Raw genomic sequence first — 14379 nt, forward strand, 5'->3', positions numbered from 1 at the left:
AGGCAATTAAGAGCCACTTTTTCTAATTATAAATAAGCCTCTATCTATATCGCTAACAATAATATTTCCGCTAGAAAAATATGGGTAAATACTCCATGCGCCATTAAACTCGGTACCATTGTTAGTAGGGTAGGTATCAAAATAGCCTATTTCTGTAAAGTTACTATTTCCTATATCAGAGATATTTAACATACGGACTCCTGCTCGGTAATTTGCAAAATAATAGGTGTCGTTTTTTACATAACCATTATGATCTATTGCAGCGCTTTCGCCATAATAATCAAAATGAAAAGAGGGATTGTCTAAATCTGTGAAATCAAAAACTATAGTTCTTGTGTTATTTCCGGCTCTAGCTTCGTCTAACTCATCCCCCAAAATAAAATATTTCATGTCTTGAGTAAACCAACCTTGGTGGGCATACCAAACATTAGCATAACTTATGGTTGAAATTATAGTAGGATTTGCTTTATCTGAAACATGTGCTATTACGACTTCGTTTTCATTGCTACCTATTAAAATTTCTTTACCTATATAATCACTATCTGGCCCATTATAAGTGACTACTTGTGCATCGTGAGAGTAGCCACCTTGACTAAAACCACCTACTGAAACTGGGTTTTTAGGGTCTTGAATATTTATAAAAATAGGGCCGCCAAGGTATGTTGAGCTTCTGTTGGCGCCTACAATATAGGCGTAACCAGAATCTTCGTTAATTACAATGTTATGCGCTTTACCAAATTCGGTAAAATGTGTGTCGGCTGTAAAAGTTTCTGGGGGATTAGGAACGTTTCGTAATCGTGTTAAATCAAATACTTGCATGCCATGATCGTCATTACAATTGGGGTCGTTTCCTAAGCTACAATCTGCAACTATAAACGCGTGGTCTTTATAAACTTTAACATCTCGCCAAGGACCTGTTGACGATGCTGTTGGGAGGATTCCTAAATAAATAGGGGCTGTAGGTTCTGTAATATCAACAAAAGCAGTGTTATGAGATGTTGCCATTAAAGCATATTCTTTTCCTGTGGTAGTATCCGTCCAGCCCCAACAATCATTTCCTGCTGTAGCACCAAAAATGGTTAATGGTATGTTTGCCATTAAATCGTAATCGTTACACGGGTAAATGCCTGCAAAACCATTTTCGCAAATAGCTAATGGTGTTTTTTCAGCATTAATAAAATCATCATCACAAAGATTTCCTATACCATCTTTGTCTTCATCTAATTGGTTTGGGTTGCTTGTAAATGGGCAATTATCAAAATCATCTAAAATGCCATCGTTATCGGTATCAATTACCGGGATTATTTCGTAAGGCTCATCATTACAGGATTGTAAAATAAAAATTAAAACGCAAACAAGTATTAGGTAGGAAAAAGGGCGTAAAACTGTCATTAGAGAATTTATTAAAAATGCTAAATAATTATTAAAGATAGTAAAAACAAATATAGCTTCTTATTTTTGCATTATGATAGAAGATAAAAACCAGCAACGAACACAATTAAGTGATCTAGGTGAATTTGGATTAATTGACCATTTAACTAAGCATTTTGAAATTAAGCAAACCTCTACAGTAAAAGGTATTGGCGATGATGCTGCTGTTTTAAAATTTGACGATAAAAAAGTAGTTGTTACTACTGATTTATTGATTGAAGGTGTGCATTTTGATTTGAGTTATATGCCTTTAAAACACTTAGGATATAAAGCGGTAATGGTTAATTTGTCTGATGTTTATGCAATGAATGCTACTGCTACGCAAATAACAGTATCTATTGCGGTTTCTAACAGGTTTCCGTTGGAAGCTTTAGAAGATTTGTACGCTGGAATAGAGGCGGCATCGGCTTTATATCAAGTTGACCTTGTTGGTGGCGATACAACCTCCTCAAATAAAGGGCTGTTAATTTCTGTTACGGCTATTGGAACTGTTGAAGGTGATAACGAAGTTTATAGAAGTGGGGCAAAGCCAAACGACTTACTTGTTGTGTCTGGAGATTTTGGAGCAGCCTATATGGGGCTTCAGGTTTTAGAGCGCGAAAAGGAAGTTTTTAAGGTGAACCCGAATAGTCAGCCAGATTTAGAATTGTATTCATATATCATTGAAAGACAGTTAAAGCCTGAAGCGAGACAAGATGTTATTAAATTACTAAAGGATTTAGATGTAAAACCTACATCTATGATTGATGTTAGTGATGGCCTATCATCTGAAATTATTCATATTTGTAAACAAAGTGAAGTGGGGTGCGATTTATATGAAGAAAAAATTCCATTAGATCCTCAAGTTATTTCAACCTGTGAAGAATTTAATATAGATAGTACAACGGTGGCTCTAAATGGTGGTGAGGATTATGAGTTGCTATTTACCATTTCGCAAGATGATTATGCTAAAATAAAGGCAAATCCGAATTTAACGGTTATTGGGCATATAAAGGAAGAGAGAGAAGGTCTACACCTAGTAACTCGAGCAGATACACGAATTCCAATAAAAGCGCAGGGTTGGAAAGGTTTTAATGATTAAGCTATACGTAGTTTTGCTTGGTTTTTAACAAGCACTTTATTTATAGGTTCGTTTTTTCTAAGTATGCGTTTGTGATGGATGCGCTCTAAAACGTCGTTTATTTCTCTAAATTTAGGTGTTAATGCTATTAAATCGCCGTTTCCGCTTGTAGTAAGTTCTGTTTTACAATTTTTACAGGCGTATTCTTTTACGTGATAGGTAACATGTCTAGATATTTTATAGTCATGCCCAAACACCTTGCAATGGATGCTTTTCATTTTACTTTCAATTAATTAATTTTAGAGAACGTTTTAAAAGTATTAAAAATCAGACCATTAAAATAATTAGTAACTAATAAATCGACGAAGAGAGGTTTTTATTCTTTAAACGTTGCGTTCTGGCGTTGTGAATTCTTTCAAGAATAGCATTTATTTCCTTAAATTTAGGCGTAAGCTCGGTTAAGCAGCCATTACTGTTTGTTGTAAGTTGTGTTTTACAATGTCTGCAAGTATACTCTTTTACATGGTAGGTTACGCGCTTAGTAACCTGATAATCATGGCCAAAAAGGTTGCAATACATTTTTGGAATTGGGTTAGGTTTTTTCATGATTTGTTAATTTGGGTTGTATAAACTTAATACAAATCACTCAATAAGTCGGTAAAAAGTAATTAAAATTCGATGAAACGCATTAAATTGTGTGAAAATTCGTGTTTATTTTCAATATGACTCATGTGTCCGTCGTTCAATTCTACAATGTTCACTGTAGTGTTTTTGGTTTGTGCAAGAAGCGTATCGTAACTTAAAATCGGGTCTTTTTTGCTAATTATAAGCATAGTCTTATACGGTGCCGAGTGGAAAACAGAGGTGCGGTTTTTTCGTATTTTCATGCCTTCTAATGCAGCTACAATACCTTGAAGTGGTGTTTGTTGTGCTTCTTGAATTAAAGTTTTAATATTTTTGGTAAATGTAGTTCTGTTATTGGGGCTAAATAAGTTGCCAATTGCTAATTGTATAAAGGTGTTGTGGTTTTGCTTTACTGCTTGTATCGCGCGATCTCTATTTTTTTTCTTTTCAGGTGTGTCTTCGTTAGGTGTAGAATTCATTAAACATAAACCCTTTAAAGCTGCTGGGTTTTTTTCCGCGAAAGCGAGTGCCACATAACCACCCATGGAATGTCCAATAATATAGAATTGCGAAACTTTTAAATGGGTTAAAACCGCTTGAACCGCTTCGGCCATAAGTTCCATAGAGTGCACATAACCTAAACAACCTGTTTTTCCGTGGCCCAATAAATCTATAGTAATAACTCTATTGTTTTGCGAAAGTATTGGTGTAAACGGTTGCCACATTGAAGCGTTTTCTAGAAATCCGTGGAGAAAAACTACGGTGTTTCCTTTGCCTTGATCGGTAAAAAATATGTTTATGCCTTTGTAGTCTAAATACATGTTTTCTTTATCTGGGGCAAAGATAAAGTCAACGATATAAATAAGCTAAGATTTTACTCTTTTAATGGCGGTAAAAGCTTTGTCGACAAATTCGTCTTCAACTAAAATAGTAAACTCGTTGGTGGTTGATAAGACTTCATAAAGTACAATGCCTTCCCAGGCTAAGCGTTTAAAAAAATGATAGTATAAACCCGCAATTTTAGAGTTGTCTTGAGGTAAATTAATACTAATTGCCGATAAGTTTTCTTGTACAGCAATAAAGGTTTCGTTCTCTAAATGATGATTAACAAAATCATTTAGACTGCTAGAAACAACTATGTTGCTTTCATGAATTCCTCTTGTAAAGGCATAAAAGAGTTTTTCTTCCGTATTAATTCGTTCTAGAATTTTGGCGTGATTATCTATTAATGTTGTTGAATTTTTTACGGTAAAATCGGTAAGGTTAGAGCGTACGGTAATGTCGCCAAGGTTTTGTATTACCCGTTTCATTTTAATGGAATTACCTAGTGTAACAGGAGGGTTGTAGCGCCTTAAAGCCATCATAATAGCGCCAGGTTTTACATCCTTTTTTAGCATTTTGCTAATAGGTTCTACTAATTCTATGGCAAGCGCACTAAAATTTATGATGTTTCTAGAAAGCGCCTCTTCTAAATAAGGTTGCGTTATTAAAATGTCTTCAACGCAATTGGATACCGTTTTCATGTTATTAAACGTCTTTGGTGTTAATTATTTAACAATTTGTGTAAAAATAACTTTTTTTTATTAAAAATATCATTGTTTAATAAATGAGTTATAGTTTTGTTACTCAAATTAGTGAAAATGAAACCGGTATGATTAAAAATAATCTCTAAAAGTAAAAAGGCTTGATTATTTTTCTCACTAAGGTTACATCTTACAGCTTTGTAAACATAGAATAAACAGATGAAAGTATTAAAATTTGGAGGAACTTCAGTAGGCTCTGTAAACAACATGAGCGAGGTTAAAAATATAATTAACGACGGAAGTAAAAAGGTAGTTGTTCTTTCTGCTATGTCTGGAACAACAAATCAATTGGTTGCTATAGCAAACGATATTAAAAGTAATGAACCTAATACTGCTATTGATAGAGTTAATAGTTTGCTAGAAACATATTTTGTTACTATCGACGAGCTTTTAAGTGATGCTCAATTAAATAATGATGTTAAACATTATGTATCAAGCGTTTTTGAACTTTTGGTTGAAAGTACAAACCAAGCGTTTTCTGAAACCTTAGAAAATAAAATTTTAGCACAAGGTGAATTGCTTTCTACTTATATGTTTAATAGTTATTTAAAACAAGAAGGTGTAAGTTCTACATTATTACCCGCATTGAGTTTTATGCGTATTGATGATTTTAAGGAACCTGATACCGATTATATAGAAAGAGAATTTGATCGTGTTTTTAAAGCGGCTGATGATGCTCAAATATACATTACTCAAGGATTTATTTGTTTAGATAGCGCTGGCGAAATCTCTAACCTGCAACGTGGTGGAAGTGATTATACAGCTACTATTATAGGTGCCGCATTTAAGGCAGAAGAAGTTCAAATCTGGACAGATATTGATGGTATGCACAATAACGATCCAAGATATGTGGATAATACAAATGCGATTTCAAACCTATCGTTTGAAGAAGCTGCAGAGTTAGCTTATTTTGGTGCAAAAATTTTGCATCCACAAACCGTAACGCCTGTTAGAAAGGATAGTATTCCAGTAAGGTTAAAAAACACAATGAAACCAGATGCGCATGGTACCTTAATTTCCAATAGTACATCGGGAGAGGGTATTAAAGCCATTGCTGCAAAAGATAATATTACAGCCATTAAAATTAAATCGGCTAGAATGTTACAGGCTCATGGTTTTTTGAAAAAAGTTTTCGAAATTTTTGAAACTTACCAAACATCTATTGATATGATTACAACCTCTGAGGTTGCTGTTTCATTAACGATTGATGATGATAAAAACCTAGATAAAATTTTGGCTGAGCTAGACAAAATTGCGTCGATTGAAGTGGATGCTAACCAAAGTATAGTTTGCTTGGTAGGAAACTCTGTTGTTAATCATCAAGATACTTACAAGATGTTTAAGATTTTGCAAGATGTAAAAATTAGAATGATTTCTTATGGTGGAAGTAATAACAATATTTCACTATTAATCGATTCTAATGATAAAATTAAAACGCTACAAAAACTAAATGATTATTTATTTGAATTAGTCACTCTGTAACATATAATATTTTAGTGTTGTAAGCAAAAGGGTCGTTTTTAAAACGACCCTTTTTAATTTTTATGAATTCATTAAAGATTCAATCTCTTCAATTTCTATAGGAATGTTTTTCATTAAATTAATAGGCTCTCCCGTGTTTTGGATAACCACGTCGTCTTCCAGTCTAATTCCGAATCCTTCATCTGGTATGTATATTCCAGGTTCTACGGTAAATACCATATTGGCTTCCATGGGTTCTGTTAGTATACCGTAATCGTGTGTGTCTAATCCCATGTGGTGGCTAGTACCGTGCATAAAGTATTTTTTGTAGGCTGGCCAATCTGGATTTTCGTTTTGAACATCGGCTTTGTCTAATAAGCCTAAACTAAGTAACTCGCTAGTCATTAGTTTTCCAACTTGAACATGGTATGCTCCCCAGTCTGTACCCGGAGTTAGCATTTTTGTAGCTTCGTTTTTCACTCTAAGAACAGCCTTGTAAACCGCTTTTTGTCTTTCAGTAAAACGACCAGAAACAGGAAGGCTTCTTGACATATCACTTGAGTAATTAGCGTATTCTGCAGCCACATCAAATAAAATTAAATCGCCAGCTTTACATTGTTGGTTGTTTTCTACGTAGTGTAAAACATTTGCATTGTTGCCCGATGCTATTATAGGTGTGTATGCAAAACCTTTAGAGCGATTTCGTAAAAATTCATGCATAAACTCTGCTTCAATTTCAAACTCCCAAACTCCAGGTTTTACAAAATCTAAAACTCTACGAAAGCCTTTTTCGGTAATATTACAAGCGTTTTGAATTAAATCAATTTCTACAGGTGATTTTACTGAACGTAAGCGCTGCATAATAGGATTGCTTTTGGCTACCGCATGCGCAGGGTATTTATTTTTTAACCACTTTGTAAATCGGTCTTCGCGGGTTTCAGTTTCAACATTTGCACGGTAATGCTCGTTGGTGTTAATATACACGGTATCGCATTGGGTCATTAATTCGAACATGATTTTCTCCATGTCTTGCAACCAATACACCGTTTTTATACCGCTTGTTTCAAAAGCTTTTTCTTTGGTTAGTTTTTCGCCTTCCCAAACTGCAATATGCTCGTTGGTTTCTTTTAAAAATAGAATTTCACGATGTTTCTCTTTAGGGCAATCGGGGAAAATTACAAGAATGCTTTCTTCTTGATCTACGCCACTTAAGTAAAAAATGTCCCGGTGTTGCTCAAAAGGCATCGTGCTATCTGCACTTATAGGATAAATATCATTGGAGTTAAAAACAGCTAAGCTATTAGATTTCATTTTAGCTTTAAAATTTGCCCTGTTTGTTTCAAAAAGAGATTTATCTATAGGTAAATATTTCATGTTAAATAAAGTTTATTTTTATCACTGATGTAAATGTATAAATAAAAAGTAGAATTTTATTTGCTATATTTGATAATCCCTCGCTATTCTTAAATAAAATTAAAAAAGATTATGATTAAAAATTTACCTTTTAGATTAATGTTTGTAGCATTAATTGTTTTAATGAATTTAACAAATGTTTCTGCTCAGGTATCGCTAAAAGAAATATCCTTAAAGGAACAAATTGATAATTCTAGTTTAGTGGTTGAGGGCGAAGTTGTTTCACAACGATCTTTTTGGGATGAAGCGAAGGAAAAAATTTATACAGCCTATACCGTAAATGTTTATAAGGTTTTTAAAGGTGAATTTGTAGAACAAGTAGAGGTTGTAGAATTAGGTGGAGCGGTTGGGTTAAATGCTTTGGTGGTTTCGCATGGTTTAAATCTTAAAAAGGGAAATCAAGGTGTTTTTACTTTATATGATAGTAATTTTAAGCTAAAAGCAACAACAAAGTTAAAGCAGTTTAAAACGTATAGTGCGGTTCAAGGTTTTTATAAATATGATAGAGATAATGATGAGGTTGCTAATATATTTGGTAAAACAAATGGTATAGAAAGTACGTTTTATAAAACGGTAACAAAACTTACTAAAACAAGTTATAAACAAGTTAAAGCTTTTAAAGCGGCTAAAGAGAGTCAAAAAAATGCTGGTGTTTTAATGCCGACAGGTATATCTTTTCCAAGTACAGCAGTTACAGCGGGAACTAAAACCGAGTTAGTAATTACAGGATCGGGTTTTGGTACAGCTATAGGTAAAGTAGGTTTTAGAGATGCCGATGAGGGTGGGGCTGTTTTTACGGATGCTTTGGACTCTGAAATTTTATCTTGGTCCGATTCAGAAATTAGAGTGCATGTGCCAAGTTTTGCTGGTACGGGTAATATTCGTGTTACAGATTTGGGAGGGGCAAGCAGTGTGTCTACCGGTAATTTAACTGTTACTTATGCTACATCAAATGCAGTGTTTGAAATTAGCGGAGAAAATCAAGCTTTTGAAGTACAACATTATAATAACAACGGGCTTGGTGGTTATACTTGGTCGTTTTTTACTGATTTCTTTCAGGATATGGTTCATCCAGGTGCTAAAGCATCCTATGAAAGAGCGTTAGAGAGTTGGAGGTGTGAAACTGGGGTTAATTGGATTGTAGATGCAAATGAAACTAATATTAGTGAAACTAGTGATGCTGAGACTAATATTATTAGATTCGATAATGGAAATGAGCTTGAAGCTGGTGTATTAGGTGTAACATATACATCTTTTGGAGGTCGTTTTTGTTCAAGTGGGGTTATTGCTTATGTAGTGGATAATGATATGGTTTTTGATAAAGAAACGAGTTGGTATTTTGGTCTTGAAAACGAAACTTTAGATAATGGGGAATATGATTTTGAAACAGTAGCGTTACATGAGTTAGGGCACGCGCATTTATTAGGTCATGTAAATGACGTTACAAACGTTATGAATTTTGAGATTTTTGATCAGGACATAAATACAACTTTAGATGTAAATAGTATAAATGCAGGGAATAGTGTGCATTTAAGAAGTACAACAAACGAAGTGTGTTTCGGAGACCCTTTAATTCCTTTAATGACAGACTATTCGGGTTCCTGTGGTTTAAGTGTCGAGGATAATACTATGGAAAATAGTATTTCTATTTACCCAAATCCAGCAGAAAACGAATTTTATATTCAATCTTCAATTGTAAATTTAAATAGAGTCGTTATTTACGATGTTGGAGGAAGATTAATTCTTGAATTGGATGTTGCAGATAATAGTAAATTAATACCCGTTAATTTAAGTGGTGTTTCTAAAGGTTTATATTTTGTTAATTTATTTTCAGAAGAATCAAATTTTATTTCTAAAAAGCTGGTTTTAAAGTAGTAATATTTGTTTATTTTTGATTTTTTATTGGTTTGTTCATTTTAATATAGTCTAAAAATGTAAATCAACCGTAAATAGGAATACAAATCTTGATGCCACCGTTAAAGGCGTGAACCAACTATTTAAAATTTTGAGAATGAAAAAGAGTATATTACTTAGTTTATTGATTATTATAAGTTTAGAGGCTTTGAGTGCTCAAATTTTGCTAAAAACGGTATCTTTAGATAAACAAATTGAAAAATCTAGTTTAGTTGTTGAAGGTCAGGTTGTTGCTAAACAATCTTTTTGGGATGCTAATCACGAAAAAATATATACCGCTAATACCATTGAAGTATTTAAAGTATTTAAAGGCGGTGTAAAATCTTATATAGATATTATTACTTTAGGTGGTGTTTTAGATAATGAAGCGCAAGTAGTGTCTCCTAGTTTAGATTTAAACGTAAATGATGTTGGGGTTTTTACATTATATGATGACAACTTAAAATTGGGGACCGCTAGTCCATCTAACAATACTAAATTTCTACCGTACGGGGCAACGCAAGCATTTTATAAATATGATTACAATAACGATTTAGCATCAAATCAATTTAATGTAAAACAAGGTATTCAAAGTGTTTTATATAAAGATATTGAAATGCGAACTAAATCTGAATATATTGAAGTAGCTCCTTTTAATATTCAAAATAAATTATCAAAAATAAATGCGGCAAAGTTATTCGATGTCGACAATTTTTTTCCAACAACTATTTCGGCTGGAACTAAATCTATTTTAACTATTTCTGGTTCAGATTTTGGTTCGATAAAAGGTAAGGTAGGTTTTAGAAATGCTGATAACGCTGGAGATAATTATGTAGATGCTTTAGATTCTCAAGTCTTAACTTGGACTGATATTCTAATCACTGTTGAAGTGCCTTCACAAGCGGGAACAGGTCAGGTAAGAATTACCCATAATGATGGCAGTAGTTTTGAAACAGTTAACGTCTTAACTATCAATTATGCACAAAACAATATAGTTAGTAATAATATAGCTTACCCTTCACAACTTGTGGACGATAATGGAAGTGGTGGTTATACATGGCAACTTTCGGCTCATTTAGCACAAACAAACGGTGTGGCAGATGCTTTTAAATTGGCTTTAGAAACTTGGAGTTGCGAAACTAAAATGAACTGGGAATTGGATGAAGTTAATGTTGTAGCCAACTTAAATGCCATTCATAAAGCGGTTAATGATAATAAAAATGTTATTGCCTTTGATAATAGCTCGAGTTCTAATCCAGATGAGGTGTTACCAGATTTAGTTCTTGGCCAAAGAACCAGTTATTATGTTTCATGCAGCGAACCTATTAATGGGGTTCCTAGTTTAGTATGGTATGTAAAAGAATTTGATATTGTATTTGATGGTGATACAAACTGGAATTTCTCAGTAGATCCTCCTTCTACGGTTCAATATGATTTTCAGAGTGTAGCTCTTCATGAGTTAGGGCATTGCAGGCAATTAGATCATGTTATTGATACTAACGATTTAATGCATTTTGATATTGCTCAAGAAGAAGTGTTAAGAAATTTAAACAATTCTAATATATTGGCGTCTCAAATAGTTCAAGATATTAGTGTAAATCAGCCTATATGTAGCCAATCTGGATTAGAGAATTATGCTACAAGCTGTTCTTTAGGTGTTGCGGAAGATGTTTTATCAGCCGGTATTAAAATGTATCCAAATCCTACAAATGGAGATTTGTTTATTAGTCATGATGATGCAATAAGTTTAGATAAAATTGTAGTTTACGATGTTAGCGGAAGGCTTATTTCTCAAAATACGAAGCCAAATTCATCTAGTTTAAAGACTATTAGTTTAAAAAATGCTTCTAAAGGAATGTATTTTGTCGATATCCATTCGGGAAATGCCGTTTTAACCAAAAAGCTCATTATTAATTAGTACTAATATTTATAAAATATTATTTTAAAAAGGAGATCTATAATTAATAGGTCTCCTTTTTTAATTAGTTAACCTATAGTCTGTTGTGAGTTTTAACAAAAAGAAAGCTAAATATTTATCAATTTCAAATATTGTTTTAAGTATTCTTAGTTTAAGTTTGTTTTAGTTATGGATAATAAATTTCTTTAAAATCATTCTAAATAAAGAAAACATGACAATTGTTATTTGTCTAAGAGTGCATCCATAACTACCTTTGTTTAAATTAAAATAACAACTTCTAAAATAATGGGCGGATTTTTTAAATCTTCGATTGGAAGAAAAGTAGCCATGGCGCTTTCTGCATTCTTCCTTATGTTTTTTTTACTTCAGCATCTTTTTATAAACATGTTATCTGTTTTTAGTCCAGATGCCTTTAATGAAGTATCACACTTTATGGGTACAAACCCACTTGTGCAATTTGCATTGCAGCCAGTATTAATTTTTGCAGTAGTATTTCATTTTGTAATGGGTTTCATTTTAGAGCTTAAAAACAAAAAAGCTAATGGTGTTGCTTATGCTAGAAATAACGGTGCAGCAAATTCTACTTGGTCTAGTCGTAATATGATTTATAGCGGATTAGTAATTTTAGCTTTTATCGTACTGCATTTTATTGATTTCTGGTTTCCAGAGATAAATACAAAATATATTGTAGGTGATATGTCTGGGCTTCATAATGGAGAATTTAGATATTACCACGAATTAGTAGAGAAATTTCAAAATCCACTTAGAGTAGGGGCTTATGTAATTTCATTTATCCTTCTTGGATTACACTTAGCACATGGCTTTACTTCTGCTTTCCAATCTATGGGATCAACAGCGGGTCGTAAAAAGAACTTACAAACATTTGGTAAAGCTTATTCAATTATTCTGCCTTTAGGTTTTATAATTATTGCGCTTTTTCATCATTTAATTAATAACCATTAATCTTAAAACTATGGCTTTAGATTCAAAAGTACCTCAAGGTCCAATTAAAGATAAATGGACAGATTATAAAAATCATATAGATTTAGTTAACCCAGCAAACAAACGTAATATTGATATTATCGTTGTTGGAACTGGTCTAGCAGGTGGTTCTGCCTGTGCTACTTTAGCAGAATTAGGATATAACGTAAAAGCATTTGCTTATCAAGATTCTCCACGTAGAGCGCACTCTATTGCAGCTCAAGGAGGAATTAATGCAGCAAAAAACTACCAGGGCGATGGCGATTCTACATATAGATTGTTTTACGATACTGTAAAAGGTGGCGATTATCGTTCTCGTGAGGCAAACGTATATCGTTTAGCAGAGGTTTCAGCAAATATTATAGATCAATGTGTGGCACAAGGAGTTCCTTTTGCACGTGATTATGGTGGTTTATTAGACAACCGTTCTTTTGGAGGAGTTTTAGTTTCTAGAACTTTTTATGCAAAAGGTCAAACAGGGCAACAATTATTATTAGGGGCTTATTCTGCAATGAATAGACAAATAGCTCGTGGTAAGATTGAAATGTTCAATCGTCACGAAATGTTAGATGTTGTTGTTGTAGATGGTAAAGCAAGAGGAATTATAGCTAGAAACTTAATTACAGGCGAGATTGAGCGTCATTCTGCTCACGCTGTTGTAATTGCATCTGGTGGATATGGAAATGTATTTTTCTTATCAACCAACGCTATGGGATCGAATGTTTCTGCAGGATGGAAAATTCACAAAAAAGGGGCGTTCTTTTCGAACCCTTGTTACACGCAAATTCACCCAACATGTATTCCGCGTTCAGGAGATTATCAGTCAAAGCTAACGTTAATGTCTGAGTCTTTAAGAAACGATGGTCGTATTTGGGTGCCTAAAAACATGGAAGATGTTTTAGCGATTCGAGAAGGAAAGAAAAAACCAATCGATTTATCTGAGGATGAAAGAGATTATTACCTAGAGAGACGTTACCCTGCATTTGGTAACTTAGTACCTCGTGATGTTGCCTCTCGTGCAGCAAAAGAGCGTTGCGATGCTGGTTATGGTGTAAATGCTACAGGTGAAGCTGTGTATTTAGATTTTGCTTCTGCAATAGACCGTTACGGTAAAGAGCAAGCTAAAATTCATAATATAACAAACCCTTCTAAGGAAAAAATATACGAGCTAGGACAAGCTATTGTTGAAGCGAAATATGGCAACTTATTCCAAATGTACGAGAAAATCGTAGATCAGAATCCATATGAAACTCCAATGATGATTTATCCAGCAGTACACTACACCATGGGTGGTGTATGGGTAGATTATAACTTAATGACTACCATTCCTGGATGTTACTGTATTGGAGAAGCTAATTTCTCAGATCACGGTGCAAACAGATTAGGGGCCTCTGCATTAATGCAAGGTTTAGCCGATGGATATTTTGTATTACCTTATACTATTGGCGATTATTTATCTGATGATATTCGAACTGGAAAAATTTCAACGGAAACTCCAGAATTTGAAGCTGCAGAAAAAGAAGTTACCGAAAGAATTAATTTCTTCGTAAATAATAAAGGCACGAAATCTGTTGATTACTTCCATAAGCGATTAGGGAAAGTAATGTGGGATAAAGTAGGAATGTCTAGAAACGCAAAAGGATTAGAAGAGGCAATGGCCGAAATTAAAGCTATTCGTGAAGAATTTTGGAAAGAAGTTTCTGTACCAGGAACGGCAAATGAAATGAATCCAGAGTTAGAAAAAGCAGGAAGAGTTGCAGATTTCTTAGAGTTAGGAGAATTGTTTGCTAAAGATGCCTTAATGAGATCTGAGTCTTGTGGAGGTCACTTTAGAGAAGAATCTGCTGAGTTAGATGGTCCTCAAAAAGGAGAAGCAAAACGTAATGATGAAGATTTTGCTTTTGTAGCTGCTTGGGAATATAAAGGAGAGCCTGCAGATGCCGTTTTACACAAAGAAGAATTAGAATTTAAAGATATAGAACTAAAACAACGTTCATACAAATAATAAAGACATT

Annotated in this window: 12 protein-coding genes; 6 read left to right on the forward strand and 6 right to left on the reverse strand. The window is 33.7% G+C overall.

Going from position 1 to position 14379, the window contains the following annotated elements; genetic code table 11:
- Window positions 1-6 precede the first annotated feature (6 nt).
- Window positions 7-1392 (reverse strand): choice-of-anchor B family protein, encoded by a 1386-nt coding sequence (locus tag HNQ90_RS17240; protein WP_172625934.1) that lies wholly within the window; start codon window positions 1390-1392, stop codon window positions 7-9.
- Between the two features lie 73 nt (window positions 1393-1465).
- Here HNQ90_RS17240 and thiL point away from each other — a divergent pair, with 73 nt between their 5' ends.
- The gene (gene thiL / locus HNQ90_RS17245; protein WP_144118153.1) at window positions 1466-2512 is read left to right on the forward strand and encodes a thiamine-phosphate kinase; all 1047 of its coding nucleotides are present in this window, start codon (window positions 1466-1468) and stop codon (window positions 2510-2512) included.
- Here the strand turns inward: thiL and HNQ90_RS17250 are convergent.
- The 4 genes from HNQ90_RS17250 to HNQ90_RS17265 form a co-directional block, all read right to left on the reverse strand.
- Window positions 2509-2769, reverse strand: a complete 261-nt coding sequence (locus HNQ90_RS17250) for a hypothetical protein (protein WP_144118152.1) — start codon at window positions 2767-2769, stop codon at window positions 2509-2511. The genes thiL and HNQ90_RS17250 overlap by 4 nt on opposite strands.
- Before the next feature lie 73 nt (window positions 2770-2842).
- Window positions 2843-3097 (reverse strand): hypothetical protein, encoded by a 255-nt coding sequence (locus HNQ90_RS17255; RefSeq protein WP_144118151.1) that lies wholly within the window; start codon window positions 3095-3097, stop codon window positions 2843-2845.
- A 62-nt stretch (window positions 3098-3159) separates the two neighbouring features.
- The gene (locus HNQ90_RS17260) at window positions 3160-3936 is read right to left on the reverse strand and encodes an alpha/beta fold hydrolase (protein ID WP_144118150.1); all 777 of its coding nucleotides are present in this window, start codon (window positions 3934-3936) and stop codon (window positions 3160-3162) included.
- 45 nt (window positions 3937-3981) lie between these two features.
- Complete coding sequence (locus HNQ90_RS17265) at window positions 3982-4638, reverse strand: hypothetical protein (RefSeq protein ID WP_144118149.1); 657 nt, start codon at window positions 4636-4638, stop codon at window positions 3982-3984.
- A 219-nt stretch (window positions 4639-4857) separates the two neighbouring features.
- On the opposite strand from HNQ90_RS17265, the gene HNQ90_RS17270 reads away from it, so the two are divergent.
- The gene (locus HNQ90_RS17270) at window positions 4858-6180 is read left to right on the forward strand and encodes an aspartate kinase (protein ID WP_144118148.1); all 1323 of its coding nucleotides are present in this window, start codon (window positions 4858-4860) and stop codon (window positions 6178-6180) included.
- A gap of 60 nt (window positions 6181-6240) precedes the next feature.
- Here the strand turns inward: HNQ90_RS17270 and HNQ90_RS17275 are convergent, their stop codons facing one another.
- Entirely contained in the window at window positions 6241-7533 is a 1293-nt protein-coding gene (locus HNQ90_RS17275) for an aminopeptidase P family protein (protein WP_144118147.1), read from the reverse strand.
- A 111-nt stretch (window positions 7534-7644) separates the two neighbouring features.
- Between HNQ90_RS17275 and HNQ90_RS17280 the strand changes: the two genes are divergently transcribed.
- From HNQ90_RS17280 to HNQ90_RS17295, 4 genes are all read left to right on the forward strand, one after another.
- Window positions 7645-9447 (forward strand): T9SS type A sorting domain-containing protein, encoded by a 1803-nt coding sequence (locus tag HNQ90_RS17280; RefSeq protein WP_144118146.1) that lies wholly within the window; start codon window positions 7645-7647, stop codon window positions 9445-9447.
- 136 nt (window positions 9448-9583) lie between these two features.
- Window positions 9584-11383, forward strand: a complete 1800-nt coding sequence (locus tag HNQ90_RS17285) for a T9SS type A sorting domain-containing protein (RefSeq protein WP_144118145.1) — start codon at window positions 9584-9586, stop codon at window positions 11381-11383.
- Window positions 11384-11668: 285 nt separating this feature from the next.
- Window positions 11669-12346, forward strand: coding sequence for a succinate dehydrogenase cytochrome b subunit (locus HNQ90_RS17290; RefSeq protein WP_144118144.1), 678 nt, complete (start codon window positions 11669-11671; stop codon window positions 12344-12346).
- Between the two features lie 10 nt (window positions 12347-12356).
- Window positions 12357-14369, forward strand: coding sequence for a fumarate reductase/succinate dehydrogenase flavoprotein subunit (locus HNQ90_RS17295; protein WP_144118143.1), 2013 nt, complete (start codon window positions 12357-12359; stop codon window positions 14367-14369).
- The last annotated feature ends 10 nt before the right edge of the window (window positions 14370-14379 follow it).

This window comes from Algibacter amylolyticus (assembly GCF_014202225.1).
Taxonomy (GTDB): Bacteria; Bacteroidota; Bacteroidia; order Flavobacteriales; family Flavobacteriaceae; genus Algibacter_B; species Algibacter_B amylolyticus.

Excerpts from the sequence above, each read along its gene's own strand:
- HNQ90_RS17240 (WP_172625934.1), bottom strand. The coding sequence starts at position 1,392 with ATGACAGTTTTACGCCCTTTTTCCTACCTAATACTTGTTTGCGTTTTA.
- thiL (WP_144118153.1), top strand. The coding sequence starts at position 1,466 with ATGATAGAAGATAAAAACCAGCAACGAACACAATTAAGTGATCTAGGT.
- HNQ90_RS17250 (WP_144118152.1), bottom strand. The coding sequence starts at position 2,769 with ATGAAAAGCATCCATTGCAAGGTGTTTGGGCATGACTATAAAATATCT.
- HNQ90_RS17255 (WP_144118151.1), bottom strand. The coding sequence starts at position 3,097 with ATGAAAAAACCTAACCCAATTCCAAAAATGTATTGCAACCTTTTTGGC.
- HNQ90_RS17260 (WP_144118150.1), bottom strand. The coding sequence starts at position 3,936 with ATGTATTTAGACTACAAAGGCATAAACATATTTTTTACCGATCAAGGC.
- HNQ90_RS17265 (WP_144118149.1), bottom strand. The coding sequence starts at position 4,638 with ATGAAAACGGTATCCAATTGCGTTGAAGACATTTTAATAACGCAACCT.
- HNQ90_RS17270 (WP_144118148.1), top strand. The coding sequence starts at position 4,858 with ATGAAAGTATTAAAATTTGGAGGAACTTCAGTAGGCTCTGTAAACAAC.
- HNQ90_RS17275 (WP_144118147.1), bottom strand. The coding sequence starts at position 7,533 with ATGAAATATTTACCTATAGATAAATCTCTTTTTGAAACAAACAGGGCA.
- HNQ90_RS17280 (WP_144118146.1), top strand. The coding sequence starts at position 7,645 with ATGATTAAAAATTTACCTTTTAGATTAATGTTTGTAGCATTAATTGTT.
- HNQ90_RS17285 (WP_144118145.1), top strand. The coding sequence starts at position 9,584 with ATGAAAAAGAGTATATTACTTAGTTTATTGATTATTATAAGTTTAGAG.
- HNQ90_RS17290 (WP_144118144.1), top strand. The coding sequence starts at position 11,669 with ATGGGCGGATTTTTTAAATCTTCGATTGGAAGAAAAGTAGCCATGGCG.
- HNQ90_RS17295 (WP_144118143.1), top strand. The coding sequence starts at position 12,357 with ATGGCTTTAGATTCAAAAGTACCTCAAGGTCCAATTAAAGATAAATGG.